Below are 24918 nucleotides of genomic sequence, written 5' to 3' on the forward strand. Positions count from 1 at the left end.
GTACCGATGCCCCAAGTCACTTCCGATTACACTCCGCCTTTTCTGTTTAAAAATGGTCATTTTGCCACCATTTACTCAGGCATTATCCGTTCGGTAAACGGCGTGGTCCAAAAAAGGGAAAGGCTCACCCTTTCCGATGGGGACTTTTTGGATTTGGACTGGAGTGATTCTCAAATACCGACCCAAAAATTGGTGGTCCTTCTCCATGGGTTGGAAGGAGATGCGCAACGACCCTATATTACCGGAAGCGCCAAAATACTCAACCAAAATGGGTACGACACCTGCGCCGTAAATTACCGCGGTTGCAGTGGCGAGCCCAACAAAATGTACCGTTCCTATCATTCTGGGGCGACTGAAGATTTAATCGAGGTGCTCGACCATATCCTAAATACAAGTGATTACTCCGAAATTTACTTGAAGGGGTTTAGTTTGGGAGGAAACCTATTGCTAAAATATTTGGGGGAAGAAAACAATGTTCCAAAGGAACTGAAAGGTGCGGTTGCAGTTTCCGTACCCTGTAATCTTCACGACTCTTGCCAGCAATTGCTCAGTCGAAAAAATATTCTCTACGCCATCCGCTTCAAAGGAAATTTATTGGGCAAGCTCAGGCAAAAACAACAAATGTTTCCCGAAAACATAAGCGAAGCCGACATCAAAAAAATTAAGACTTTAAAAGATTTTGATGACATCTACACCAGTAAGGCGCATCATTTTAAAGATGCCTTGGATTATTACCACAAATGCAGTTCCCTTCAATTTTTGCCGAATATAAACGTCCCGAGTTTGATCATCAATGCAAAAAACGACTCTTTCTTGGGACCGGAATGCTATCCGATCGAAGAAACCAAAAACAACGATTCACTTTATTTGGAAACCCCAACTTATGGTGGACATGTTGGTTTTTGGGGCAAAAAAAACATCACTTACACCGAAAAAAAAGCTTTGGATTTCTTTAATTCTCTCTAACTACAACGTTTTCTGATCTTATATTGTGATGATCAACACAGAAATGCCCATAATATTATTGGCTAATTACCTATCTTAGTGCCTACGTTTACACAAACAAAATTCAATAGAATCAGAATGAAAAAAATTGTAATGTTCTTGGCCTTGGGTGCCTTGATAGTGAGCTGCGGCGGAAAAAAAGAAGAAAAAAAAGATGGTTTTGAGGTGAGCCGTACCAAAACTGAAGAAAAAAAAGCTGAAGAAAAAGAAGGTGTTCCCGTTGATTTGGACAACAAAGGAATTGGACCCATAACCAATTTGGAATTCCCCGACGAAATCAATGATGAAATGGCTGCGCGCGGAAAAGCTAAATTCGATGCCATTTGTGTGGCTTGCCATATGATCGATAAACGCATGATCGGGCCTGCCCTAAAAGGAGTTTACGACAGAAGAGGCCCTGAATGGGTAATGAACATGATTCTAAACCCTGATGGGATGCTGAAAGAAGACCCCATTGCAAAAGCTTTGTTGAAAGAATACAACAATGCGATAATGCTTAATCAAAACCTAACTGAGGACGAGGCGAGAGATATTGCCGAGTACTTAAGAACGCTCTAACGAACCGACCTAATTATATAGAAAAGCTGCTGTTTTGCGATAAAACAGCAGCTTTTTTTTATCTTAATAAAAACTTTTAGGCCATGAAAAAATCAATATTGCTTGCTGTTTCTTTATTAATCGCCCCTCTTGCACATGCACAGGACTTGCATGGTGCATGGACCACAACAGAATCTGACAATACGGGAGACCAGACGGAACATACACTTATTTTTGCGGGTACTTTTTTTTCGGAGGCCATTTTTGGAAAAACCCACGGAAAATTTATAGGCACCAAAGGGGGCAGTTACACATTGAATGACGACACCCTTGACCTTACCTACGAATTTGCCAACCAGAGCCCCAACTTGGTCGGGGAAACCAGATCCGTTTCATACACCTTAAAAAACAACATCCTAGAAATGGGCGGGTCGACATGGACCCGAATTGACGACGGAACCCCGGGCGATTTATTCGGGGCATGGCTGATATCGGGCAGAAAACGTGACGGTGAAATTATAAAGCGCGATACCTCGGGGCCACGAAAAACTATGAAGATATTGTCCGGCACCCGTTTTCAATGGATTGCCTTTAATACGGAAACCAAACAATTTATGGGAACAGGTGGTGGTACCTATACCACTATTGATGGCAAATACACCGAAAATATCGGTTTTTTTTCCAGGGATGATTCCAGGGTAGGTGCAAGCTTAGAGTTCAACTACGAACTGAAGGACGGCGATTGGCACCATTCTGGACTAAGCAGTAAAGGGCAACCCATTTATGAGGTTTGGAGCCATAGAAGGCTATAAGTTATACGTTTGACAATCATTTTGAGAAAATAATACCATGAGAAAGATTGTTGCGGCATTAAATATGACAATTGACGGGATTTGCGACCATACTGCTGGAATACCCGATGAGGAAATACACCAACATTATACGGAATTATTAGGTCAGGGAGACGCAATTTTATATGGCAGAACTACGTATCAACTTATGGAGTTTTGGCGAACGTTTTTAGAAAATCCCTCCGAAGAAAAATCAATGAACGACTTTGCTATGGCTATAGACAACATTCCTAAAATAGTTTTTTCCCGCACGATTAAAAATGTAGCATGGGAAAGTGCAACAATAGCAAAACGAGACTTAAAAAATGAAGTTATAGAACTCAAGCATCAACCGGGTAAAGATATTTTTGTAGGTAGTCGCAGTTTAATCATACAACTGATAAAACTCGAATTGATCGATGAGCTCCAACTTTGCATTCATCCAATGGTTGAAGGAAAGGGCTTGCCGTTGTTTGAAAACTTAAACGACAGGACTATTTTTAAGCTTGTCAAGAATAAAACCTTTAAGAGTGGGGCTATAATTCTATATTATCAACCAAAAAACGAATGACAAAGAAAACAAAGACGGTTATACGTAATTGTTTCTGCCCGTTTACTCCGAAAATTCCTGTGACCGCTCGGCCAATACTGCAAATGGAACAATGCTCCGAGCCGTTTTACCCAACAGAATAGATGTTTACAAGCAATATTTTTAGTATTTTACCGACACATTAACCACTCATTTCTGTAAAATGAAACTATCCGTCACCCTCTTTTTTATGGCTGTTCTACTGGCTGAATCCTGCGGTGGGCCAAAATCCAATGAAGAAGCATTGTACGGTCCCACTTGGGAGCTCGAATATATTTCTGGGCCACGGATTGCTTTTGATGGTCTTTTCCCGGAAAAAAAACCACAAATAACCTTTAACAAAAAATCCGGTAAAGTATCCGGCACGGATAGTTGCAACGGGTACTCTGCAGATTATATGCTGGAGGGCAGCTCCATCTCTTTCGGTGAACCAGGGCCAACCACCATGATGTTCTGTGGAGGTAGCGAACGCCAATTCTTGGAAATGATGAAAAAAATAGATGGTTATTCCTTCGAGGGCAACAAACTCAATCTATTGGTGGACGAAATTCCCATGATGCGCTTCAAAGAAGTTAACCCATGAGAAAAATACTCATCCCGATCTGCGCTTTGTTTTTGTTTTCCAACTGTATCGAAAATAAAAAACAAGAAACTTCCGAACCTGAATCATTAGAAATGGGAACAAAGGACACGGTTCAAGTGAAGGAACAAATCAGGCAAATGGAACCCATTACCATAAAAATTGATGGAAGCTTTTTTAAGGCCACTGGAACCGAACCTTTTTGGGGACTCAAAATTTATGATGACAAAATTGAGCTTCAGACCATTGAGGACACTATTGTAACGCCCCCGTCAAAAGCGATTAAGGCACAAGATGTCAATATTAAAATGTTCCGTATTAAAACTGAGGCAAACCAATTGGACATTATTATTTCGAACAAGGAATGTGCCAATGCCATGTCGGGAGAGGTTTTTCCCTATACCGTAACCGTTTCTTATAAAAATACAGACGGAGACGAAACGCATGTTCTGGAGGGCTGTGGGTCGTACATTACGGACTATAGGCTTCACGATATTTGGGTGTTGGAAGAAATGCAAGGAGCACCCGTATCCAAAGAGGATTTTAACGGGAACGATGTTCCCAATATGGAAATCAATATCAACAACAATAAATTTTCAGGCTTTTCTGGCTGTAATAGGATGAACGGCAGTGTTTTTTATGAAAAAGATGTGTTACGCTTTACCCAGGTAGCCTCTACCCGAATGGCCTGCTCCAATATGGAAATGGAAACCGAATTTTTAAAGGCATTACAGCGCAGTACCAAACACAAAGTGGAAAACAACAGATTGTACCTATCCAATGGTTCCAAAGAAAACCTTCTTGTTTTTAAAAAAATAGACTGATCATGAAAAATGATTTCCCCTATCAATTTGCGACCATTCTCTTTATCTTGATGGCCTATTCAAACCTTCAAGCACAAGTAATGGAGCTACCTTACAAAGAAATCCCTGCCTACCCCCCAGATTATACTTCGGGCAATGTGATATCCCGAATGATCGACGGGTTGGGATACCGGTATTATTGGGCCACGGAAGGCTTAACACAAAAAAATCTTGACTATAAACCTTCGGAAGATGGGCGTACCGTTATGGAAACCTTGGAACATATCCATACAATGTCCAACAATATTTTATTGGCACCTGACGCAAAACCGTATGAGCGCCCCAAGAATCCTCCAAAATACTCCTACAAAGAGCTTCGCGCTCTCACCCTGCAAAACTTAAATGCCGCAAGCAACAAGGTGTTGGGCAAAAGCCCTGAAGAGATGGAGCATTTTAAAGTAATTTTTAAGCAAGGGGAGAGGATATCGGAATTTCCGTATTGGAACATGATCAATGGAATGATTGCAGATTGCATTCAACACACTGGGCAAATAGTTTTGATGCGACGGGCAAGTGGCAACCCGCAGAACCCAAACGTAAATGTGTTTTTGGGGAAAACCAGGGAATAACAAAGCCACGCATAAAAAAGAACCGCCCCAAGTTTAAATACTGGGGGCGGTTCTTAACTAAATAACCAACCAAAAAACTTGTTTGTAAAGTCGAACAATATTGTTTTTCCTTACATATTTCGTTGACGGGTAACGTTCATTGTCGGATTTTTGGTTTTTGAACGTTTTTTGCCCGTTACATCACTCGATTTCAAATATTGAATGTATCCTCTTCCTGTGAATTCATAAACCGTTCCGCTGGATACATGGTACAACTCTATGGTGCTATCGTTAATAACGTACAACTCAAAATAATCATTGCCCAAGAAGTCATAATCGAGTGTTAAAGTTTTCAAAGTGGCATCATTTGCCACATCATACACTTCATAATGACCTTCGTAATCCCATTGTATATTGGTAAGTGGAATTCCTTGTGCATCTAGGGATGATCTGAAAATCCTTCCTCCATCAGCAAAAAATTGTAGGTAGTTTTCCTCATCAAACTCGTTTAAGGCACCGACCTCGCTGGTATATGTTTTTTCCCAAACTTGGTATTCCTGTAAAAAGTAATGGATGTTGTCATAGAACACCATATCGTAATCAAAGTTGTTTCTTTGGTAACCTTCCAAAATGTAGGACGTATCCGAACTTGGGTCGTAAAACTCCAATGTGTTGTTGTCCAAGGCGAGTACCTCCATCAACCAAAGACCGTCCACATCGTGGTCTATTTCCACTTGACCGCTGTATGTGGCGTAAGTACCCACATCAATACCCAATCCGTTGCCCGTTTTTCCTATTCCTGAAAGGTTGTTGTTGGCATAAACGATACCTCTATCGAAAGAAATGGTAAAAGCGCGCTGCAAAAAGGGTACTTCGCCATTTCCACGGGTTTTGTTGATATCCACATACCAAAGGTCGTGCGATTCCAAAACCAATGCGGTATTGATCGGTGGTTCTGTAATCAAGTCATCTTCCACAATAACCTCGGTGTAGCAAGAACTGGCCAAAAGACCTAAGAATAAAATTCCGAAGAGTAGTTTTCTATTTTTCATAATCGAGGTTTTAAAATTCCCTTTACGTAAACCAAGCACTGTGCCAAGTTTTTTAACTATTTGATAATCAAGTAAAAACAAGCTGATTATTTTATTCTTTAGCTTTACACCATAATTTAGATGCATGAAAGATAAACTTACGTTTGGAGTATTTGGAGGTGGAAGCTGGGGAACTGCTATCGTAAAAATGTTGACCGAAAATTTGGAGCAGGTAAACTGGTATATGCGAAGCGATTCTGCAATACGGCATATTAAAAAAGAGTGGCACAATCCCAATTATCTGAGTTCGGTTGAGTTTGATGTGGACCAACTTGTTATGAGCCATGATATTAACGAGATTATTGAAGCATCTGATGTGCTCATTTTTGCTATCCCATCTGCTTTTTTGGACGGGGAGCTTCAAAATTTGACGGTTTCCTTAAAAGATAAAATCATTTTTTCGGCCATTAAGGGCATTGTTCCGGAAAGTGGACGGATCGTGGGAGAACATTTTAATGAAAAACATGATATTCCCTTTGAGAATATCGGGGTAATCACGGGGCCATGCCATGCCGAGGAGGTCGCCTTGGAGCGGCTATCTTATCTTACCATTGCCTGTGCTGATGCCGACAAGGCCAAAATGGTGGCCAAACACTTGAAAAGTGATTATATCCGTACCAAAATATCCGATGACATCATCGGTACGGAATATGCTGCCATGCTGAAGAACATTTATGCCATTGCTGCTGGTATTGCGCACGGACTCGGCTACGGGGATAATTTCCAAAGTGTTTTGATGAGCAACGCTATTAGAGAGATGAAACGGTTTATTGACCGCGTGTACAAAATGAAGCGTAATATCAATGCCTCTGCTTATTTGGGTGACTTATTGGTGACGGGTTACTCTGTTTTTAGTAGAAACCGCATGTTTGGGAACATGATAGGCAAGGGCTATACCGTAAAGAGTGCCATGATGGAAATGAATATGGTGGCCGAAGGTTATTACGCCACTAAAAGTGCCCATGACCTAATGGACAAACTGCTAAAGAAGTCCAAAACGCCCATCATCAACGCTGTGTACCAAGTGCTTTATAAAAACAAGAACCCAAAAAAAGTTTTTGAGAAATTGACGGAGAAGTTGGATTAATCCCGCTCCAACGAAAAATCGGAATGCTCTTTCAGTTGTGCCTCCAGTTCCTTGGAAAAGACTTCCATTTCTGCTGCTGAGTAATTGTACGCTTTCTGGAACTCTTCAAAAACAGGTTCTTTGTATTTCCTTACACTTTCTATATCAAAATAAAGCCTGCCCGTTCTTCTTATAAAAAAGTCCAATGGACTCAAGGCCATTTCACAAGCTATGGCAAACTGGGCCTCGGCCCTGATCATCCTTTCCTTGGGTTTATCTCCTTTAATGCGGGCATAGCGTTCTAAAATGGATTCGGTTTGTTTACCATAAGTGGTCACCAAATACCAAGCATCATACTGATCAAATTTATCAGCTTGTAAGCCTTCAAATACCTTGCTGATGTACTTTTTTACGTGCTTATACTTTTTAAAGTCGTTTCCACAAAGTGGAATCTTATCCGTAGTACAATGCTCCAGTTCTATATCATATTCTTCCCCCATTTTTTTGGCGATACGGTTTACCGCACGCTCGGCCATTTTTCGGTATCCGGTGAGTTTACCCCCGGCAATACTCACCAAACCGGTATCGGAAGTAAAAATTTCATCTTTTCGTGATAGCTCGGACGCCGATTTTCCTTCTTCGTGAATCAGAGGGCGTAATCCTGCCCATGAGGAAATGATATCGTCCAACTCCAATGCAATATCGGGGAACATATTGTTCACCGCGGAAACCAAGTATATGGCATCGGCAATATCAGTGGTCACATGGTCCTTGTCCAAATTATAGTTGGTGTCGGTGGTACCAATGTAGGTGACCTTACCGCGTGGAATGGCGAACATCATCCGTCCATCAGGGATATCAAAATAAACGGATTGCTTCACGGGGAGTTTTTCCTTTGGAAACACCAAGTGAACCCCTTTGGTCAAATGCAATCGCTTCCCCTTTTTTGACCGGTTCACGCTACGGAGTTCATCCACCCAAGGCCCAGCGGCATTGATTACATATTTTGATGATACACTATATTCATCCCCATGGGCTTCATCGGTGAATTTTACGCCTGCTACTTGCCCATCCTCGTAAATAAAATCGGTTACCTTGGCATAATTGAATAGCTGTGCGCCAAATTGAAGGCTGGTTTTTAGGTTTTCCAAGGTAAGCCTAGCGTCATCGGTACGGTACTCGGCATAATATCCTGCTCCGTTCAAAATCTTCTTGGGCAAAAGGGGCTCTAACTTCATGGCTTCCTTTTTCTCCAGCATTTGCCGTTTATCATCACCGGAAACCTGGGCCAAAATATCGTACACCTTCAAGCCGATGGACGTCAACCATTTTCCGTAGGAACCGCCCTCGATAAGTGGGAGCAACATCTTTTCGGGAAGTACCAAATGTGGTGCCAATTTATGTACGATGGCCCTTTCGGAACCTACTTCTTTCACCAACCAAAAATCGAACTGCTTTAAATAACGTAGCCCACCGTGAATAAGTTTTGTGGATTTACTGCTGGTGCCCGAGGCAAAATCCCCTTTTTCGAGCAAAAGCACTTTCATGCCGCGAGAAGATGCGTCCAAAGCAATGCCAGCTCCCGTGATTCCCCCTCCAATTACCACAAGGTCGTAAGTATCCTTGGTAATCTTTTGCAGGTTGTTCTTTCTATCTACGTTTGAAAAAGCAATGTTCTCGCTCATGAGTCTATTTGTTGAATTTGTATTCGCGTTCCACCCTGCAAATCCTGACTTTATACCAAGAATACCATGTTTTTATCCCATTCTTCTGCGCCTGCTTATGGTCCATATTGGCTTTCCAGTCGGCAATGGCCTCCAAACTTGCCCAATAGCTCACCGTAATGCCCAATCCGTCCCTGGCACTTTCAATATCCAAAAACCCCGGTTGTTTTCGAGCCAGGGTTTCCATTTCTTCCGCCATTTTCGCGTAACCTTGGTCCCCCTCAGTTCTAAGACTGGTGAAGATTACGGCATAGTACGGTTTTTTAAGCTCCATTTATGTGATGTATTCTTTTTCCAAGAAATAATTGACTACGGCTTCTTTCATTAAAACAGCCTGTTCCCCGGCCTTGAGCGGTGGCAATTGCTCTTTGATTTTATAATGCGGCCATCCGTCATCATCGAAAAAATCAAAATCGTAATAGCCATAGGGTTCCAATAATCTACAAATGGCTATATGCATTAGGTTGACTTTTTCGTCCTTTTTAAATTTGCGATGAAAATTGCCCAGTTCCTGTACGCCCACCAAATAGACAATTCCATCCAACTCCAAGGGGTCGCCATCAGAAAATTGCGCGGACAATTTTTCCACCAAAAATTCCCACCGTTCTCTTAATTGTTCGTCTCTAGACATGTTTTTGCAATGAATACCAAAGGTACAAATCAATATTCTATATTTGTTAAAACCCGTGTATGAGCTTTTTGGATATTATCATCGGAATTCTTTTGGTCTGGGGCCTATACAAAGGCTTAAAAAATGGTCTTTTTGTAGAATTGGCCTCCTTGATTGCCCTGATTGCGGGAATTTACGGCGCCATCCATTTTTCGCACATAACGGGCAACTACCTTGCCAATCGGTTTGATTGGAGCGACCAATACCTTAAAATTACTGCATTTCTGATTACTTTTTTTGCCATCATCATTGTAGTAAACTTGGCCGGGAAGTTCCTGACCAAGATTGCCGATTTTGCCATGCTGGGCCTTTTGAACAAGATTGCCGGTGGTATTTTTGGTGCCCTTAAAGTTGCTGTAATCCTTGGGGCATTTCTTGTTTTCTTCGAAAAGCTTTCCTCCCCCCTCGGATTAATTAATGAGGAAACCAAAGAAGAGTCCGTTTTCTACGACCCCATCAAAGAAATAGGTGCCTTGGTTTTTTCCTATGTTTTTGATGATGAAGAAAACAATCCTTCAAACCAAATCGAGGTAAAGGAAGAGGTTATATAAACGGTACACTTTTACCGATAACAGGATTCTGGTTTCATCAAAAAATACACTATTGAATACAGCTTCCTGTATTTCAACGTAATAATCTATCCTAACATGGAAATTTCATGGAAAAGGGAAGTGTCTCCTTTAGTTTAGCAACGAGAACACTTGGGAATTTAGAACACTCCCTGAAAATACCCCGAAAAATGAAAAAATTTTCTAGTGTAACGCTGCTAGTATTGGTCTTTTTATGGCTGCTTGGCAGTTGCAGCGACTCTTCATCAGAAGAGTTTGAGCAAATGTACTCTGAAACCAATCTTGAAAACCAAAAGGTTACTGTTGATCCCAACAAGATGGAAAAAGAACTATTGGGCCTAATCAACGAACATCGAACATCGATAGGATTGAGTTCTTTGGCAGATAGTGCCCCAGCTTACAAATATGCGGAGGAACACAACAATTATATGATTTCCAAAAACAGCCTAAGTCATGATAATTTTGAGACACGGGCCTCTAAGATTGCTGATGAAACCAATGCGTTAAAAGTATCTGAAAATGTAGCGAGATTTTATACCACTGCCGAAAGAACATTAAAGGCATGGGTAGAAAGCGACTCGCACAGAAAAGCTATGGAAGGAGATTTTAGCCATACAACCTTAAGTGTTCAATTGGATAAAGATGGCAGACCCTATTTTACGCAGATATTCATCAAGGTAGAGTAACAAAACAAGAACATAACTTTTAAAAAGACCCGTCAAGTTGCGGGTCTTTTTTGCTAATCGCTATGTTGCCAGCAAGGTTTTTTTTACCTTTCGTAAAATCTTTGGACATGGCAATACAGGAACCTTTCAACCTTAACAAATGGATTGAAGAAAACCGAGAAACCCTAAAACCCCCGGTCGGGAATAAAAACCTTTATAAATCGTCTGGCGATTATATTGTGATGATTGTTGCAGGACCAAACGCCAGAAAAGATTATCACTACAACGAAACCGAAGAACTTTTTTATCAGCTTGAGGGCAATATAGAAGTGCACATTCAGGAAGATGGCCAGAAAAAAACCATGAAACTGGGACCGGGCGATATGTACCTTCACCCCGCCAAAGTACCCCATTCACCTGCCCGCCAAGAAAATTCCATTGGCTTGGTCGTGGAACGTAAACGTGCAGATCTTGATACTGAAGATGGCTTACTATGGTTTTGTGACAACTGTAATCACAAATTGTACGAGGTCTATTTTAAACTGAATGATATTGAAAAGGATTTCTTAGGACATTTTAAACATTTTTACGGTTCGGAAGAATTGCGTACCTGTAATAATTGCGGAACCGTTATGCCCGTTGATGAACGTTTTGTAGCCAAAGAAGATTGATGCTCCTTCCCGCAAAGATAATTATTGGAATTGTGGCTTTGCTCCACATCTATTTTCTGTGGTTGGAAATGTTTGCTTGGACGACAAAAGCAAAAAAGGTATTCCGTACTTTTCCCGAAGAACTGTTTGAACCCACAAAAACATTGGCTGCCAACCAAGGGCTTTACAATGGCTTTTTGGCAGCTGGGCTTATTTGGTCTTTGATCATTCAAGATGCGGTATGGCAAGTTTACGTAGCTATGTTCTTTTTGGGATGTGTGGCAGTTGCCGGTATTTATGGAGCTGCAACTGCATCAAAAAAAATATTTACGGTACAAGCATTTCCGGCCATGGTGGGAATTCTTCTTCTTTTGATCCATCAATTCCTCTAAACCGTTCATTGGCTTCTATATTATTTGTAATATTGTAATAATATAACAATACATCTATTAAAAGTTATAAATGTCAAAAACAGCAACTGATTTTGGAATTGAAGAAGCCTTAAGGGAACTTGGCTTAAACGAAATAAATAATGGTACTTCCACAGGAAAAGATTGGTTTTCCAATGGAGAAATCATCGAATCCTATTCACCAGTAGATGGTGCGCTTATTGGAAAAGTGAAAACCACTGCCAAAGAGGATTACGAAAAAGTAATCACTACAGCCCAAAAGGGGTTTAAAACTTGGAGAACCATGCCAGCCCCTCAACGCGGTGAAGTGGTTCGCAAATTTAACGATGAGCTTCGCCGTCTAAAAGAACCTTTGGGCAAATTGGTGTCCTACGAAATGGGGAAGAGCTACCAAGAAGGATTGGGCGAAGTGCAGGAAATGATAGACATCTGTGATTTTGCCGTGGGCCTGTCCCGTCAATTGCACGGACTTACCATGCACAGCGAACGTCCCGGACACCGCATGTACGAGCAATACCATCCACTTGGTGTTGTGGGGATTATTTCTGCCTTCAATTTCCCAGTGGCCGTTTGGTCTTGGAATACGGCTTTAGCTTGGGTTTGTGGTGATGCCTGTATTTGGAAAGGCTCAGAAAAAACTCCGATGACCTCCGTAGCTTGCCAAAACATTGCAGCACGTGTGTTTACCGAAAACGGAGTGCCAGAAGGTATTTCCTGTTTGATTACCGGCGATTATACGGTAGGTGAATTTATGACCAAGGATGATCGTGTTCCCTTAATTTCGGCTACTGGATCCATTAGAATGGGTAAAATAGTTGCCCAAGCCGTTGCTGCAAGATTGGGAAAATCCCTGTTGGAATTAGGTGGCAACAACGCCATTATTGTAACCCCAGACGCCAACATAAAAAACACCGTAATAGGTGCTGTATTCGGTGCAGTGGGTACATGCGGACAACGTTGCACCTCTACACGTAGATTGATTGTCCATGAAGATGTGTACAATAAGGTAAAAAATGCCATTGTAGATGCCTACAAGCAAATCCGCATCGGAAATCCCTTGGATGAAAACAACCACGTTGGACCGCTAATAGACAAGGATGCTGTGAAAAATTATTTGAATGCCCTTGAAAAAGTTAAGGCAGAGGGCGGAAACATTTTGGTAGAAGGTGGCGTGCTCGAAGGTGAAGGCTACGAAAGCGGTTGCTACGTGAAACCTGCTATTGCCGAAGCCGAAAACCACTTCGACATTGTACAGCACGAAACCTTTGGTCCCGTTTTATATATTTTGAAATATAAAGGTGACCTTCAAAATGCCTTGGACATACAAAATGGTGTAAGGCAAGGACTATCCTCTGCAATTATGACCAACAATCTTCGGGAAGCGGAACGTTTCCTTTCCGTAGAAGGATCGGATTGTGGCATTGCCAATGTTAATATCGGTACTTCCGGAGCTGAGATCGGTGGAGCCTTTGGTGGCGAAAAAGAAACCGGTGGTGGCAGGGAAAGTGGTTCGGATGCTTGGAAGATCTATATGAGAAGACAGACCAACACCATTAATTATACCACCGAATTGCCGCTGGCACAAGGCATTAAGTTTGACCTATAAAAATAAAAAGCCGCCCATTTAGTATCTAACCTAAATGGGCAGTCTTTAAAACCAACTTAACTAACTCAAACTTAACTTTAAAACCCTATTTCAATGCCGGATCTTCGTCGGGAGAAACAGGGTTCTTCACTTAATATTGATTTTCAAATTTCTAAATATTTTATCAAGAAATTAAAAGTTATCTTATAAGTGGTCATAAAAAATGTATAATCGGTAATTTTAGTTTTGTTTTTGGCCTTAGATTTTTCCTACAAAAGCCCCCTGTTTTCAGAAATCCCTCAATTTTAGGTGGTTTAATTTAGAATTTTAAGATTTTTTTAATATTTTAAATGAGCAGTTTCTACTGTTTATTTTGTGTGAAATATGGATTGGATAAGTTCTACAATTTGGTATTGGATTGTTTTGGCCATAACGGGAATCATTTCTGGGATTCTTGGTTATTTTTTTGGAAAATCCAGCACACCCTCAGCAGCCGAAAATTCAGTTCAACTCAATATCCTTGAAATTGAAAACGCCAAGTTAAAATCCGATCTGGAAACTTGCAAAAAAAGACTGGATACATCCAAAACAAAGCAACTAAGCCTTGAACGGGATAAAAATCCTCCAAAAAAAGACGCTTTCTTCTTTGATGCAAATAGGGCAAAGACAGCTTTTGGGGAAAAAATCAAAGAAAATGATTTAAAGCTTGTTGAGGGCATCGGCCCAAAAATTGAAACCCTTTTTCACAATTTTGACATCAAAACATGGAAAGATTTGGCCGAAACCTCCGCGGACAAATGCCAAGAGGTGTTGGATTCCGGCGGTAAGCGCTATCGTATACACGACCCCGCCTCATGGCCCATGCAGGCAAAAATGGCTTACGAGGGCCATTGGGAACAGTTGTTCGAGTGGCAGGAAAAACACCGTGCCGGCAAATATTAATGCCATAGGCCAGACTTAACTTGATTCCTACAACATTCCGTTGGCTTCTACCCATTTAAAAGTATGCTGCTCTTGGGAAAATTTCATACGTTCGGATATGCGTTGTAGCCTTTCGGGGAGTTTCATCAGATAATCCCTGGCCTTTTCTGCCTGATCAGAAAGTCCGCGAAGGTTTCCTATATCCCAGTAATCGTTCAATTTTTTCAAAATATCAATATAGTCTTGTGAGGTATACACCCCCAACCGTTGGGCACAATTGGAAAACTGTTCGAATGCCTCTCCTATACTTCCGCCCGATTCCCTAAGAAAATGGGCCGGCATCACAATTTTTTTCTTCATCATATCTGCAAAGGCCAAGACCATTCCATCGGGATCCTGCCCCATAATTGTCTTTACAAATTCGCGATATGCCAAATGGTGCCTCATTTCATCACCTGCAATTATGGTGCACATTTTTGCGAGCAGTACATTGCCTTTCTTTCTGGCCATTTTTCCCACTCTTTTGTGCGAAATATTGGTGGCCAACTCTTGGAAAGTGGTATATACAAAATTCTTATAGGGATCCCTGTCCGTTCCAATATCAAACCCATCAGAAATCAAATGTTGGGTAGTTATCTCAATTTCACGCATGTTTACACGGCCAGAGAGGTATAAATATTTGTTCAAAACATCTCCATGGCGATTTTCCTCAGCTGTCCATGCACGCACCCATTTGCTCCATCCATTGTCCTTGCCATTGTGCTGATCAATGCCTTCCACATCCATCAACCAGGATTCATACGTGGGGAGTGCTTCTTCCGTAATGGTATCGGCCACAAGGGTTACCCAAAAATCGTATCCCAATTCCTTCGCCTCTCCGCGGATCTTTTCTACTTCATCAAAAAACTTATCGCTTCGGGAGTCTGGCAAAAAATCGGTGGGCTGCCATATTTTTTCTGTTGGAATAAGAAATTCATCAATAAACCCTTCAACTTTGGGTTCAATCGCCTGCATTACTTCCAATCTTACATTTTTTATCGACATAGTACGGGGTTTTTTACAAAGGTCTATATAAAATAATGAAAACTGCGCTAATTTCTTCCTCTTTCGCCAGGATAAAATGTGTGTACGGGATCACTTTGCCAATATTCCTTGGTTTCCACATCCAACATGGTCAATCCGCCCATAAAAGCGGCCCCTGTATCCACGTTCCAAACATTGGCTTTGTTCTGCGGTTCTACAAACCCGTTTTTGGACAAAGGGGTGTGGCCTATGTAAATTTCCTTGTAGTGGGTCAACCGTTTTGGAAACTTGGGACTTGTAGGTTCCAAATCAGGGTCAAGTGCCGTTACCAGTTCCCATAATGTCCTGTCCCAGTAAAAAGATTGTTCAAAATATTCGTAATCTACTCCCTTAAGGTTTGTGTAGCCGGCGTGCAAATACAACCGGTTGTCATCTGTGAGATAATAATTTTGCAATTCGTTATAAAACTTCAAATGTAATTCCCATATATCCCTATCTGCATTCAAATAAGAATCTCTGGTTGCAATGCCGCCGTGTGCCAACCATTGCGGGTTTTCTTTTTGATCTACCAACCAAGCCCTACAGAGTTCATCGTGATTTCCACGAATAAAAGTGCAGTTATATTCACTTTTGAGCTGAATCAAAAAATTTACGGTTTCCACTGCCGTGCTCCACCCATCTACATAATCGCCCAAAAATATGATATGATCTTTGGAGGTGACACTGGCCTTGCCCATTAATTGCTCCAACCCCCGCACCCCTGAATGGATGTCGCCCACAACAAGTGTTCGCATAGAAAAGTTTTTGACAAAATTACGCACAAATGCTTGGCCAATAAAAAATCATGCTGGCTTTATCAAGCATTTAACCTATATTTCAAATTAACCTAACTGTTTTTTGGACATGGTATAATTTTCTATGTACCTTAGAATATTCCGAAACAATATGAAAAAAGTATACTGCATTGGTGAAGTGTTGATTGATTTTGTTGCCGAACGTCAAGGAAGCGACCTTTCCAAAGCAAACGAGTTTACCAAAAAAGCAGGGGGAGCTCCTGCCAATGTGGCCTGTGCCATATCCAAATTGGGAGGAAACGGAATTTTTATTGGTTGTGTAGGGGACGATCCGTTTGGGAAATTTTTATTGGAAACCCTGAAAGAGGTTGGCGTTGACGTTTCGTTGGCCCAATTATCGGATACTTTCACCACGCTGGCCTTTGTATCGCTTTCGGAAGATGGAGAACGCGATTTTGTTTTTAGCAGGGGCGCCGATAAGGAATTGAAGTATAATCCCGAGCTAAGAAAGAACCTTCCCGGAAATATTCTTCACTTGGGGGCCGCGACCGCTCTTTTGGGCGGACCTTTGGAAAAAACATACAGCAAATATCTTTTTGATGGCCTTACCAAAGAAATGTTTATCTGTTTTGACCCAAATTTTAGAAGCGACCTTTGGAAAGATCACGAAGAAACCTTCATAAAAAAGTGCATGCCCTTTGTGGAAAAATCACATTTGTGCAAGTTCAGCCAAGAAGAAGCACAACTTATTTCAGGTAAAGAAGATTTACATGAAGCCTGTGATGTTTTGCACAAGGCCGGAACGAAAATAATTACCGTTACCTTGGGGAAAGACGGTACCTTACTGAGCATGAACGGCACCAAAAAGGTAATTCCGAGTATAAAGGTAGCTCCCTTGGACACTACTGGTGCTGGCGACGCTTTTATAGGGTGTTTATTGTATCAAATTTCCGATTTGGGCAATTTTGGGCCTGTTTTCGAAGATTTTTCGTTAGTGGAAAACATGGTCGCCTTGGCGAACAAGGCCGGGGCCATTACCACTACAAATTATGGTGCTATTGTTGCCTTGCCTACAAAAGAGCAACTCGAAAAATAGATGAACCAGCGACTAAGCGTACCTTACTTTCCTTAGAATTCGTTGGGATTCCTTTAAGGATTGGTAAATATTGCTGTCGTAAGTTTTTAACAACGCCCTTGAACTGTCCATTTTTTCCTTGGCCTCCTCAAAACCGTTCAGGTAACAAATAAGATACGTTGCTGGGAGGTGGGTCATATCCGTATGCTCCGAATCTGTTAACGGAATATGGTTTTCCAACTTTTTGAGCAATGCATTGTTGGTATTGTAAACATGATACAGCGTTTTTTTATCAAACTGTGGTGGCTCAAATATTAATTTACTGTTGATGGTGTACTTGCCATTGTCCGAAAATGTGATGACCACTTCTTCCAAAGGATAATATTTTTGTTGAGAGCCCAAGCCCAATTGCACATACTCCAAGGTTTTGAAGTGGTCGTCATCATAATCAATAGTGATTTCGTCCAAAGCGGAATAAAACAGTTTTACCTGTTCGTTGATGAGTTCAATATCCACTCGGGAATAGTAGACCTTGCCCTTAACTTTCTTCTTGTTTCCCGCCCAACAGACCACAAATTGTTCTTTAAAGACTTTGTAATCACTTGTTAAGTCAGGATGTCTGGTATTGAAGAATTTTATGACCGCATCCAGTGTCAATTCTATGTTATTCCGAGCATGCTGTTCAATCGTCGCCACCTTATCGGAGTTGATGTCCTTTAGCTCAATATCAAAAGCTTTGGGCAAGCTGATGCTACCTTCCCTAAAAAAGACCGCCCCCCCGTAATACTTCCAAATATTTTTGCGAAGGGCACAAACTTTTCCGTTGGACCTAATTGTTACGAGACCCACCACCTTGCCTTCGGGCAAATGGGGAAAGGGAATATTTTCATAGGAAATTAGAGGCGGATTGTCCAAATAGGCATTGACGAGGTTCTGAATTTTGCTGTCATCAAAAAAATCAACGCCAACAATAGTATTGTCCTCATCCTCCACCCCGATCACAATAAAGGAGTTGTTTTTTGGGTTGCTGTTGGCCAAGGCACAGACATGTTTTAAAAATTTGGCCTTGCCCTCCTTTTCCCCAATGGATATAAAACGCTTTTTATCGTAAAAACTATTCTCGTCGTTGTGGGCCAAAAGGTTTTTTACGAGTAGGCGTTTATTGATCATAACTTAGTGTTTCGGGATTTTATAAACCAAAGAAAAATTCGTCATTTCGAGAGGTTTTTTGAACTTAAGTTCAAAAAAATGTATCGAGAATAGAATTTTTAATAGTACAAACCTTGTTCTCGACCCGACGGTTTTGACATTTAACCATCAACTATGAGCCATTTTTGTTGACGATTGTACTGCTGGCCTGTGCGGTGGGCATTACCACAAGGTCGGCAATGTTCACATGGTAGGGTCGAGTTACCACAAACAGGATAATATCCGCGATATCCTCTGGTTTTAAAGGTTGAAAGCCTTTGTACACCTTTGATGCCTTATCACGATCTCCCTTAAACCGAACATCACTGAACTCAGTTTCCACCAATCCAGGGTTTACGGCCCCTACGCGAATTCCATAAGCATTCAAATCTATCCGCATACCTTGGTTAATGGCATCCACGGCATGTTTACTGGCACAATACACATTTCCGTTGGGATATACTTCCTTCCCCGCCGTGGAACCAATGTTGATGATATGCCCAGATTTGCGCTCCACCATTTGGGGAATAACGGCTTTTGACATATACAACAACCCCTTTACATTAATGTCCAACATGGCATCCCAATCATCTGGATCGCCCTTATCAATAGGGTCCAATCCATGGGCATTGCCAGCATTGTTGACCAAAATGTCTATTTCTGAAAATTCCTTGGGCAAACTTTCAATGGCCGAGAAAACGTCCTCTCGATTTCTAACATCAAAATTTAAGGTAAAGATTGCTGTGTCTCTTCCCAATTCATTTTTAAACCCTTCCAAACGTTCCTGTCTTCTTCCACAAAGAATTAAATTAAATCCTTGCTTTGCAAAAAGCTCTGCCGTTGCTTTACCTATTCCACTTGTAGCTCCTGTTATTAATGCTGTTTTTCCCATTTCCAATTTTTACGGAACATCATGTCCTTGGCTCGCCACCAAAAGGGCAAACCAATCTTGAAGTTCCAATTCTATATCTATGGCTTCTGCGGCCATTTCCATTCTTTTTTTGTTTGTGGTTCCAATGACCGGATGCACTTTTGCAGGATGTTTTAAAATCCAGGCCAAGAGCAACTGGCTCTCATCAGCATCATACTTCTCCATCAAAGGCCCCATGGCCTCTTTAATACGTTCTACTTGCTCATCATCTTCCCTAAAAAGTGTTCCCAACGGGCTCCATGCCATGGCCAATCTTTTGTTGGCTATGCAATCATCAAAAGTTCCATCGTACATAGGATTATGATGCGTCAAAGAAAATTCGACCTGGTTTCCTTCAACGGGTATGGCTGTTTCCAACATGGCCACTTGAGAGGTTGTAAAATTGGATACCCCAAACTGTTTTATTTTTCCACTTTGCAATAACTGCCGAGCAGCTTCTGCCATCTCTTCGGCTTCCATCAACGGACTTGGCCTGTGCATTAAAAAAAAGTCCAAATAATCCGTTTTCAACTTTTTTAAAGACGCTTCCGCAGACCAAATAATATAATCCTTGTCATACTGGTAATGATTGATTCGGTTATTCCTGCCACGGGTCATTTGAATACCACACTTGGTGATCAGTTGAATATCCCCCCTTTTAATTCCACTATTCCGAAATGCCTGTCCAAAATCGGTCTCGGTGGAATAGCTTCCATAAATATCGGCATGGTCAAAAGTGGTTAAGCCACAAGCAATGCTGTGGTGCATTAATTCAATCATTCCCTTTTTGGAAAGTTTTTTCCCCCAACTTCCCCATGTCATCGCTCCCGATATAATGCGGGAAAAATTCGTTGTCCGTCCCATAAGTGCTGAATGTATAAAATTAAAGCCTTAAATCCTTCATAAAACTAGGGGTTTAGCGTTTTTTTTAACCATTAATTAACAGCTAGGTTTTAAATAAATTTTCATTTTGCACACCTTAGCGAAAACCCCGACATTAACACCAAACAATAAAAGTATATAATGGAAGAAAACACTACTATTGATATTAGTGCTGTGAATGAAAAAATTGCCCAGGAAAGCGCTTTTATTGACCTTTTAAGGGTTGAGATGAACAAGGCCATTGTGGGGCAGACCCACATGGTGGAGCGCTTACTGATTGGTCTATTGGGAAAAGGCCATATTCTGCTCGAAGGTGTTCCCGGACTGGCAAAGACATTGGCCATCAACACCTTGGCCAAAGCGGTGAAAGGAAGCTATAGCAGAATACAGTTTACGCCCGACCTTTTGCCCGCTGATGTGATCGGTACATTGATATACAATATAAAAGAGAACGATTTCTCCATTAAAAAAGGACCCATCTTTGCCAACTTTGTTTTGGCAGATGAGATCAACAGGGCTCCCGCAAAGGTACAATCGGCACTTTTGGAAGCCATGCAGGAAAAACAGGTGACCATCGGGGACGAAACATTTGTGCTGGACGCGCCTTTTTTAGTAATGGCCACCCAAAACCCTGTAGAACAAGAAGGTACTTACCCACTTCCTGAAGCACAAGTGGACCGTTTTATGTTGAAAACCGTAATCGACTATCCAAAGTTGAACGAGGAACAACTGATCATCCGTCAAAACCTAAAAGGTGCAACCGAGGCCGTTAACCCCGCAGTTTCCTTGGAGCAAATTCTAAGGGCCCAAGAAGCTGTTGGCGAGGTTTATATGGACGAAAAAATCGAAAAATATATTCTCGACCTCATTTTCGCTACGCGTTACCCGGAAAAATACAACTTGGAAAGTTTGAAGCCGCTTATCAGTTTTGGTGCTTCTCCAAGAGGTAGCATCAACTTGGCGAAAGCGTCCAAATGCTATGCGTTCATTAAGCGAAGAGGTTATGTGGTTCCCGAAGATGTCAGGGCCGTGGTGCACGATGTACTGCGTCACCGAATCGGAATCACCTACGAGGCCGAGGCAGAAAATATTACCTCCGAAGAAATCATCAACAAGATTGTAAACGAGGTAGAGGTGCCTTAGCGGTTCAATGTTTATCGGAATAAGTAGCAATACTTTTAACCAACCCGAAAACCTATTTTTTTGAACCAAATGGATACAAAGGAACTACTAAAAAAAGTACGTAAAATTGAAATTAAGACCCGACGTCTTTCCGACCATATTTTTGGTGGGGAATACCATTCTACGTTCAAAGGTCGGGGGATGACGTTCAGCGAAGTACGCCAGTATCAGTTTGGAGATGATGTACGAAGCATTGACTGGAATGTTACCGCACGCTACAACGAACCCTACGTGAAGGTTTTTGAAGAAGAGCGTGAACTCACCATGATGTTGATGGTCGACGTGAGTGGGTCTGAACTTTTCGGTACATCCAATCAGTTCAAAAAAGAAATCATCACAGAGATTTCAGCCACGCTCGCATTTTCTGCGCTTCAGAACAACGATAAAGTAGGTTTGATTCTATTTTCCGATAAAGTAGAGCTTTATATCCCGCCTAAAAAAGGAAAAAGCCACGTACTTCGAATTATTAGGGAATTGTTGGAGTTCCATCCAAAAAGCAGTGAAACCAATCTTGCAGAGGCGTTGAAGTTCCTGACCAACGTGATGAAGAAAAAAGCCATTGTTTTTGTGCTATCGGATTTTATTGCGGATAACTACGAGAACACACTTCGCATTGTGGGAAATAAGCACGATGTTACCGGAATAAGGGTTTATGACCAACGTGAGGAAGCCATCCCAAATTTGGGAATGGTGCAAATGCAAGATGCCGAAACAGGGGAAATACAATTGGTGAACACCCAATCCAAACAGGTTCGTTTGGCTTATGGACAACACTACAAAGACAAAGTGGCCTATTTCACCAATTCCTTTAACAAATCAGGCTGCGGGGTCATCAATTGTAGGGCAGACGAAAGCTACGTAAAAAAGCTATTGGGGTATTTTAAACGAAGAGGATAATGCGAATAAACGGTCTACATAAAATAAAAAGCAAAACAACAAAGCCCCGATCAGTTTGGGGAACCATGTTGTTTCTATTGCTGATACCCACGATCGGTTTTTCGCAAACAGGACCCAAAGTTGATGCCGAAGTGGACACCTTGGCCATTAAAATTGGGGAACAGATTCAATACAAAATTACAGTTGAGACGGATTCCACCGATGTGGTTTTCTTTCCCGAAGGACAAACTTTTTCCCCGCTGGAAACCGTAGAGGCCATTATGGCCGACACCCTCAAAAATGACAATAAGGTCATCCTTCAGAAAATATATTCCCTAACCCAGTTCGATAGTGGCGCATACACGATTCCCCCACAACGAATTGCCATTAACGAGCAACCTTTTTTTACGGATTCTTTTCAAGTTAAAGTCGCAGACGTATTGGTGGACACCACTAAACAAAAAATGTACGACATCAAACCCTTGATCGAGGTAGAAAGAAGTACCGCCGATATGTGGCTTACGGCACTTTGGATTCTTTTAGGGTTGATTGTGGTCGGGGGATTGGTATATTGGTTCTTTCTAAGAAAGAAACCTTTGACCGAGGAAGAAAAAGTGGCCTTGCTCCCACCCTATGACCGAGCCCTTATGGAGCTTAAAAAGTTGGAGAACTCCAAATACCTTATTCAGGACGAATACAAGCAGTACTATTCGGAACTTACCGATATTGTGCGGTCCTATCTGGAAGAAGATGTGCACGTCACTGCCATGGAAAGTACCACGTCAGAACTCATTACCAAACTGGAAATGTTAAGGGATGCCGGAGAGCTTAAATTGGACGATGACACCATCCAACAATTTCAAAAAATATTACAAACGGCCGATTTGGTAAAGTTTGCCAAAAACAAACCAGCCACAACCGTTGCCGAACAAGATAGGAAAATGGTCGAAGAAATCGTGACCAAAACCCACGAAGCACTTCCAGAACCCACAGAAGAGGATCTTTTACTGGATGAGGAATACCTAGAGGAACTGGCCAAGAAAAAACAACGTAAAAGAATCTATTGGGCTGCAGCCATTTTTGCAGGAATCATTGTTTTGGGCGGTGTAGGTTCTACCATTTATTTTGGCACCAAAAAGGTTCGGGATACCGTATTTGGCTACCCTACAAAGGATTTGCTGGAAAATGAGTGGGTGGCCAGTTCGTACGGTTTCCCTCCCATTGAAATAGAAACACCAGAAGTTTTGGTCCGTCAAGAATTGGAACTTCCCAAAGAAACCGAAAAGCTCATTAAAGAGCTTCAAGCATTTTCCTACGGTAGCTATGTGGGGATATTTTCGGTAAGCACAAGCTCCATCACATTCAAAGAACAAAAAGAGGAGCCTCAATTTGATGCGGTAATAGGTTCCACCCTGACCAATTTTGAACAATTGGGACTAAAGAATATCATCACCAAACAAGAAGAATTTGTGACACAATCCGGTGTAAAGGGTATGAAAACCTATGGCACGGGAACTTTGGAACGACCCAACGGAGATTCCAAAAGGGCCAAGTACAATATTCTAACTTTTGGAGGTAAAGGTTTCATCCAACAAGTTGTGATCACTTGGGAAGAGGACGATGAGTATGCGGAACAGATCGTAGATCGGATTTTAGGAAGTCTGGACGTAAAAACACAAGTATAAATGTTTGAGAATATAGAATTTGCAAATCCTGAATTTTTCTGGCTGCTTTTGTTGCTGCCATTGGCTTTGCTATGGTATTTTTTCAAACGAAAAAATGAAATGGCCTCCCTGCGGATTTCCAGCATCAAAGGGTTCACGGTCAAGAGTTGGGCATCAAAATTAAAACCTGTTTTGTTTGCCATTCGATTATTGGCTTTGGCTGCAATAATTACGGCATTGGCCAGACCTCAAACGGAGGATATTTCAACACGGACAAAAACAACCAAGGGCATCGATATTGTAATGGCCATCGATGTATCGTCCAGTATGTTGGCCCGCGACCTAAAGCCGAACCGATTGACCGCATTGAAAGAAGTAGCCGCCGATTTTATCGAAGGTCGCCCGAACGACCGTATCGGTTTGGTGAGCTATGCGGGCGAAAGCTATACCAAAACCCCTATTACCAGCGACAAGGCCATTGTTTTGAATGCCCTAGAAGAAATCACCTATGGTGTATTGGAAGATGGAACCGCAATCGGAATGGGCTTGGCCACTTCGGTAAACCGACTAAAAGAAAGCAAGGCCATAAGTAAAGTTATCATTCTTTTAACGGACGGTGTCAATAATTCTGGCTTTATTGAACCTAGAACCGCAGCCGATCTAGCAGTCGAATTTGGAATCAAGACATACACAATTGGTCTCGGAACCAACGGAAATGCCTTGTCTCCCATCGGCTACAATAGGGATGGTTCCTATAGATACGGTATGCGACAAGTGGAGATTGATGAAGAATTGCTCAAAGAAATCGCAGAAGTGACAGGAGGAAAATATTTCCGTGCCACCGATAATGAATCCTTGGAAGCCATTTACGAGGAAATCAACAAGTTGGAAAAAACAGAAATAGAGGAATTCAAATATTACAAATACGAGGAAAAATTCAGGCCGCTGATTTTCTTGGCCGGAATTTTATTGCTGTTGGAATGGGGATTGCGAAACTCCATCTTTAAAAGTTTTATTTAGC

Annotated in this window: 28 protein-coding genes; 19 read left to right on the forward strand and 9 right to left on the reverse strand. The window is 41.7% G+C overall.

What is annotated here, in order from left to right; genetic code table 11:
* Positions 1 to 6: 6 nt before the first annotated feature.
* The 7 genes from AC13CC_RS07200 (at position 7) to AC13CC_RS07230 (ending at position 4973) form a co-directional block, all read left to right on the forward strand.
* Positions 7 to 966, forward strand: coding sequence for a YheT family hydrolase (locus AC13CC_RS07200; protein WP_326279517.1), 960 nt, complete (start codon positions 7 to 9; stop codon positions 964 to 966).
* 117 nt (positions 967 to 1083) lie between these two features.
* A complete protein-coding gene (locus AC13CC_RS07205) occupies positions 1084 to 1563 on the forward strand; it encodes a c-type cytochrome (protein WP_482875997.1) in 480 nt (159 codons plus the stop codon).
* Between the two features lie 83 nt (positions 1564 to 1646).
* Complete coding sequence (locus AC13CC_RS07210) at positions 1647 to 2354, forward strand: membrane or secreted protein (protein WP_482875999.1); 708 nt, start codon at positions 1647 to 1649, stop codon at positions 2352 to 2354.
* Between the two features lie 37 nt (positions 2355 to 2391).
* A complete protein-coding gene (locus AC13CC_RS07215; RefSeq protein ID WP_326279522.1) occupies positions 2392 to 2943 on the forward strand; it encodes a dihydrofolate reductase family protein in 552 nt (183 codons plus the stop codon).
* 181 nt (positions 2944 to 3124) lie between these two features.
* The gene (locus AC13CC_RS07220; protein ID WP_482876000.1) at positions 3125 to 3544 is read left to right on the forward strand and encodes an META domain-containing protein; all 420 of its coding nucleotides are present in this window, start codon (positions 3125 to 3127) and stop codon (positions 3542 to 3544) included.
* Positions 3541 to 4365 (forward strand): META domain-containing protein, encoded by an 825-nt coding sequence (locus tag AC13CC_RS07225; protein ID WP_482876002.1) that lies wholly within the window; start codon positions 3541 to 3543, stop codon positions 4363 to 4365. Before AC13CC_RS07220 ends, AC13CC_RS07225 begins: the two co-directional genes overlap by 4 nt.
* Positions 4366 to 4367: 2 nt before the next feature.
* The gene (locus AC13CC_RS07230; protein WP_482876003.1) at positions 4368 to 4973 is read left to right on the forward strand and encodes a DinB family protein; all 606 of its coding nucleotides are present in this window, start codon (positions 4368 to 4370) and stop codon (positions 4971 to 4973) included.
* A 110-nt stretch (positions 4974 to 5083) separates the two neighbouring features.
* Here AC13CC_RS07230 and AC13CC_RS07235 read toward each other — a convergent pair whose 3' ends face one another.
* Positions 5084 to 6004 (reverse strand): nicotinic acid mononucleotide adenyltransferase, encoded by a 921-nt coding sequence (locus AC13CC_RS07235; RefSeq protein WP_482876004.1) that lies wholly within the window; start codon positions 6002 to 6004, stop codon positions 5084 to 5086.
* Positions 6005 to 6128: 124 nt separating this feature from the next.
* On the opposite strand from AC13CC_RS07235, the gene AC13CC_RS07240 reads away from it, so the two are divergent.
* Complete coding sequence (locus AC13CC_RS07240; protein WP_326279532.1) at positions 6129 to 7130, forward strand: NAD(P)H-dependent glycerol-3-phosphate dehydrogenase; 1002 nt, start codon at positions 6129 to 6131, stop codon at positions 7128 to 7130.
* Here AC13CC_RS07240 and AC13CC_RS07245 read toward each other — a convergent pair.
* The 3 genes from AC13CC_RS07245 to AC13CC_RS07255 are packed head-to-tail and all read right to left on the reverse strand — an operon-like array spanning position 7127 to position 9464.
* Positions 7127 to 8794, reverse strand: coding sequence for a glycerol-3-phosphate dehydrogenase/oxidase (locus AC13CC_RS07245; protein WP_482876006.1), 1668 nt, complete (start codon positions 8792 to 8794; stop codon positions 7127 to 7129). The genes AC13CC_RS07240 and AC13CC_RS07245 overlap by 4 nt on opposite strands.
* A 4-nt stretch (positions 8795 to 8798) precedes the next feature.
* Positions 8799 to 9107 carry an antibiotic biosynthesis monooxygenase family protein gene (locus AC13CC_RS07250; protein WP_482876008.1) on the reverse strand — a complete coding sequence of 103 codons (309 nt, stop codon included), beginning with the start codon at positions 9105 to 9107 and terminating at the stop codon, positions 8799 to 8801.
* The gene (locus AC13CC_RS07255) at positions 9108 to 9464 is read right to left on the reverse strand and encodes a hypothetical protein (RefSeq protein ID WP_293165934.1); all 357 of its coding nucleotides are present in this window, start codon (positions 9462 to 9464) and stop codon (positions 9108 to 9110) included.
* 59 nt (positions 9465 to 9523) lie between these two features.
* On the opposite strand from AC13CC_RS07255, the gene AC13CC_RS07260 reads away from it, so the two are divergent.
* The 6 genes from AC13CC_RS07260 to AC13CC_RS07285 all read left to right on the forward strand — a co-directional run bounded on the left by AC13CC_RS07260 (position 9524) and on the right by AC13CC_RS07285 (position 14324).
* Positions 9524 to 10054 (forward strand): CvpA family protein, encoded by a 531-nt coding sequence (locus AC13CC_RS07260; RefSeq protein ID WP_482876010.1) that lies wholly within the window; start codon positions 9524 to 9526, stop codon positions 10052 to 10054.
* Between the two features lie 188 nt (positions 10055 to 10242).
* Positions 10243 to 10758, forward strand: a complete 516-nt coding sequence (locus tag AC13CC_RS07265; RefSeq protein WP_482876012.1) for a CAP domain-containing protein — start codon at positions 10243 to 10245, stop codon at positions 10756 to 10758.
* A gap of 107 nt (positions 10759 to 10865) precedes the next feature.
* A complete protein-coding gene (locus AC13CC_RS07270; protein ID WP_326279542.1) occupies positions 10866 to 11408 on the forward strand; it encodes a 3-hydroxyanthranilate 3,4-dioxygenase in 543 nt (180 codons plus the stop codon).
* Positions 11408 to 11779: a DUF1304 domain-containing protein gene (locus tag AC13CC_RS07275; protein WP_482876013.1), complete on the forward strand. Its 372-nt coding sequence runs from the start codon at positions 11408 to 11410 to the stop codon at positions 11777 to 11779. The genes AC13CC_RS07270 and AC13CC_RS07275 overlap by 1 nt, the downstream gene beginning before the upstream one ends.
* 70 nt (positions 11780 to 11849) lie before the next feature.
* Positions 11850 to 13403 (forward strand): L-piperidine-6-carboxylate dehydrogenase, encoded by a 1554-nt coding sequence (gene amaB / locus AC13CC_RS07280; protein ID WP_482876014.1) that lies wholly within the window; start codon positions 11850 to 11852, stop codon positions 13401 to 13403.
* Positions 13404 to 13766: 363 nt separating this feature from the next.
* Positions 13767 to 14324, forward strand: coding sequence for a hypothetical protein (locus AC13CC_RS07285; protein WP_326279548.1), 558 nt, complete (start codon positions 13767 to 13769; stop codon positions 14322 to 14324).
* Between the two features lie 27 nt (positions 14325 to 14351).
* Here AC13CC_RS07285 and AC13CC_RS07290 read toward each other — a convergent pair whose 3' ends face one another.
* Together AC13CC_RS07290 and AC13CC_RS07295 are read right to left on the reverse strand one after the other, a co-directional pair.
* Positions 14352 to 15347 (reverse strand): acyl-ACP desaturase, encoded by a 996-nt coding sequence (locus AC13CC_RS07290; RefSeq protein WP_482876016.1) that lies wholly within the window; start codon positions 15345 to 15347, stop codon positions 14352 to 14354.
* A 47-nt stretch (positions 15348 to 15394) separates the two neighbouring features.
* Positions 15395 to 16120: a metallophosphoesterase gene (locus AC13CC_RS07295; protein ID WP_482876018.1), complete on the reverse strand. Its 726-nt coding sequence runs from the start codon at positions 16118 to 16120 to the stop codon at positions 15395 to 15397.
* 151 nt (positions 16121 to 16271) lie between these two features.
* Here AC13CC_RS07295 and AC13CC_RS07300 point away from each other — a divergent pair, with 151 nt between their 5' ends.
* Positions 16272 to 17216, forward strand: a complete 945-nt coding sequence (locus tag AC13CC_RS07300) for a carbohydrate kinase family protein (protein WP_482876019.1) — start codon at positions 16272 to 16274, stop codon at positions 17214 to 17216.
* Positions 17217 to 17228: 12 nt separating this feature from the next.
* Here the strand turns inward: AC13CC_RS07300 and AC13CC_RS07305 are convergent, their stop codons facing one another.
* The 3 genes from AC13CC_RS07305 to AC13CC_RS07315 all read right to left on the reverse strand — a co-directional run bounded on the left by AC13CC_RS07305 (position 17229) and on the right by AC13CC_RS07315 (position 20157).
* Complete coding sequence (locus tag AC13CC_RS07305; protein WP_482876020.1) at positions 17229 to 18365, reverse strand: DUF5929 domain-containing protein; 1137 nt, start codon at positions 18363 to 18365, stop codon at positions 17229 to 17231.
* A gap of 151 nt (positions 18366 to 18516) precedes the next feature.
* The gene (locus AC13CC_RS07310; protein ID WP_326279553.1) at positions 18517 to 19275 is read right to left on the reverse strand and encodes an SDR family NAD(P)-dependent oxidoreductase; all 759 of its coding nucleotides are present in this window, start codon (positions 19273 to 19275) and stop codon (positions 18517 to 18519) included.
* 9 nt (positions 19276 to 19284) lie between these two features.
* A complete protein-coding gene (locus AC13CC_RS07315) occupies positions 19285 to 20157 on the reverse strand; it encodes an aldo/keto reductase (RefSeq protein ID WP_482876021.1) in 873 nt (290 codons plus the stop codon).
* A 159-nt stretch (positions 20158 to 20316) separates the two neighbouring features.
* Between AC13CC_RS07315 and AC13CC_RS07320 the strand changes: the two genes are divergently transcribed.
* From AC13CC_RS07320 to AC13CC_RS07335, 4 genes are all read left to right on the forward strand, one after another.
* The gene (locus AC13CC_RS07320) at positions 20317 to 21318 is read left to right on the forward strand and encodes an AAA family ATPase (RefSeq protein ID WP_482876023.1); all 1002 of its coding nucleotides are present in this window, start codon (positions 20317 to 20319) and stop codon (positions 21316 to 21318) included.
* Positions 21319 to 21387: 69 nt separating this feature from the next.
* Positions 21388 to 22254 carry a DUF58 domain-containing protein gene (locus AC13CC_RS07325; RefSeq protein ID WP_293165961.1) on the forward strand — a complete coding sequence of 289 codons (867 nt, stop codon included), beginning with the start codon at positions 21388 to 21390 and terminating at the stop codon, positions 22252 to 22254.
* Positions 22254 to 23918, forward strand: a complete 1665-nt coding sequence (locus AC13CC_RS07330) for a hypothetical protein (protein WP_482876025.1) — start codon at positions 22254 to 22256, stop codon at positions 23916 to 23918. Before AC13CC_RS07325 ends, AC13CC_RS07330 begins: the two co-directional genes overlap by 1 nt.
* Complete coding sequence (locus AC13CC_RS07335; protein ID WP_326279560.1) at positions 23919 to 24917, forward strand: vWA domain-containing protein; 999 nt, start codon at positions 23919 to 23921, stop codon at positions 24915 to 24917.
* The last annotated feature ends 1 nt before the right edge of the window (position 24918 follow it).

The organism is Flagellimonas sp. L-11 (assembly GCF_056857735.1).

What these genes read in the sequence shown, in the direction of transcription:
- AC13CC_RS07200 (WP_326279517.1), top strand. Translation starts at nt 7, where the DNA reads ATGCCCCAAGTCACTTCCGATTACACTCCGCCTTTTCTGTTTAAAAAT.
- AC13CC_RS07205 (WP_482875997.1), top strand. Translation starts at nt 1,084, where the DNA reads ATGAAAAAAATTGTAATGTTCTTGGCCTTGGGTGCCTTGATAGTGAGC.
- AC13CC_RS07210 (WP_482875999.1), top strand. Translation starts at nt 1,647, where the DNA reads ATGAAAAAATCAATATTGCTTGCTGTTTCTTTATTAATCGCCCCTCTT.
- AC13CC_RS07215 (WP_326279522.1), top strand. Translation starts at nt 2,392, where the DNA reads ATGAGAAAGATTGTTGCGGCATTAAATATGACAATTGACGGGATTTGC.
- AC13CC_RS07220 (WP_482876000.1), top strand. Translation starts at nt 3,125, where the DNA reads ATGAAACTATCCGTCACCCTCTTTTTTATGGCTGTTCTACTGGCTGAA.
- AC13CC_RS07225 (WP_482876002.1), top strand. Translation starts at nt 3,541, where the DNA reads ATGAGAAAAATACTCATCCCGATCTGCGCTTTGTTTTTGTTTTCCAAC.
- AC13CC_RS07230 (WP_482876003.1), top strand. Translation starts at nt 4,368, where the DNA reads ATGAAAAATGATTTCCCCTATCAATTTGCGACCATTCTCTTTATCTTG.
- AC13CC_RS07235 (WP_482876004.1), bottom strand. Translation starts at nt 6,004, where the DNA reads ATGAAAAATAGAAAACTACTCTTCGGAATTTTATTCTTAGGTCTTTTG.
- AC13CC_RS07240 (WP_326279532.1), top strand. Translation starts at nt 6,129, where the DNA reads ATGAAAGATAAACTTACGTTTGGAGTATTTGGAGGTGGAAGCTGGGGA.
- AC13CC_RS07245 (WP_482876006.1), bottom strand. Translation starts at nt 8,794, where the DNA reads ATGAGCGAGAACATTGCTTTTTCAAACGTAGATAGAAAGAACAACCTG.
- AC13CC_RS07250 (WP_482876008.1), bottom strand. Translation starts at nt 9,107, where the DNA reads ATGGAGCTTAAAAAACCGTACTATGCCGTAATCTTCACCAGTCTTAGA.
- AC13CC_RS07255 (WP_293165934.1), bottom strand. Translation starts at nt 9,464, where the DNA reads ATGTCTAGAGACGAACAATTAAGAGAACGGTGGGAATTTTTGGTGGAA.
- AC13CC_RS07260 (WP_482876010.1), top strand. Translation starts at nt 9,524, where the DNA reads ATGAGCTTTTTGGATATTATCATCGGAATTCTTTTGGTCTGGGGCCTA.
- AC13CC_RS07265 (WP_482876012.1), top strand. Translation starts at nt 10,243, where the DNA reads ATGAAAAAATTTTCTAGTGTAACGCTGCTAGTATTGGTCTTTTTATGG.
- AC13CC_RS07270 (WP_326279542.1), top strand. Translation starts at nt 10,866, where the DNA reads ATGGCAATACAGGAACCTTTCAACCTTAACAAATGGATTGAAGAAAAC.
- AC13CC_RS07275 (WP_482876013.1), top strand. Translation starts at nt 11,408, where the DNA reads ATGCTCCTTCCCGCAAAGATAATTATTGGAATTGTGGCTTTGCTCCAC.
- amaB (WP_482876014.1), top strand. Translation starts at nt 11,850, where the DNA reads ATGTCAAAAACAGCAACTGATTTTGGAATTGAAGAAGCCTTAAGGGAA.
- AC13CC_RS07285 (WP_326279548.1), top strand. Translation starts at nt 13,767, where the DNA reads ATGGATTGGATAAGTTCTACAATTTGGTATTGGATTGTTTTGGCCATA.
- AC13CC_RS07290 (WP_482876016.1), bottom strand. Translation starts at nt 15,347, where the DNA reads ATGTCGATAAAAAATGTAAGATTGGAAGTAATGCAGGCGATTGAACCC.
- AC13CC_RS07295 (WP_482876018.1), bottom strand. Translation starts at nt 16,120, where the DNA reads ATGCGAACACTTGTTGTGGGCGACATCCATTCAGGGGTGCGGGGGTTG.
- AC13CC_RS07300 (WP_482876019.1), top strand. Translation starts at nt 16,272, where the DNA reads ATGAAAAAAGTATACTGCATTGGTGAAGTGTTGATTGATTTTGTTGCC.
- AC13CC_RS07305 (WP_482876020.1), bottom strand. Translation starts at nt 18,365, where the DNA reads ATGATCAATAAACGCCTACTCGTAAAAAACCTTTTGGCCCACAACGAC.
- AC13CC_RS07310 (WP_326279553.1), bottom strand. Translation starts at nt 19,275, where the DNA reads ATGGGAAAAACAGCATTAATAACAGGAGCTACAAGTGGAATAGGTAAA.
- AC13CC_RS07315 (WP_482876021.1), bottom strand. Translation starts at nt 20,157, where the DNA reads ATGGGACGGACAACGAATTTTTCCCGCATTATATCGGGAGCGATGACA.
- AC13CC_RS07320 (WP_482876023.1), top strand. Translation starts at nt 20,317, where the DNA reads ATGGAAGAAAACACTACTATTGATATTAGTGCTGTGAATGAAAAAATT.
- AC13CC_RS07325 (WP_293165961.1), top strand. Translation starts at nt 21,388, where the DNA reads ATGGATACAAAGGAACTACTAAAAAAAGTACGTAAAATTGAAATTAAG.
- AC13CC_RS07330 (WP_482876025.1), top strand. Translation starts at nt 22,254, where the DNA reads ATGCGAATAAACGGTCTACATAAAATAAAAAGCAAAACAACAAAGCCC.
- AC13CC_RS07335 (WP_326279560.1), top strand. Translation starts at nt 23,919, where the DNA reads ATGTTTGAGAATATAGAATTTGCAAATCCTGAATTTTTCTGGCTGCTT.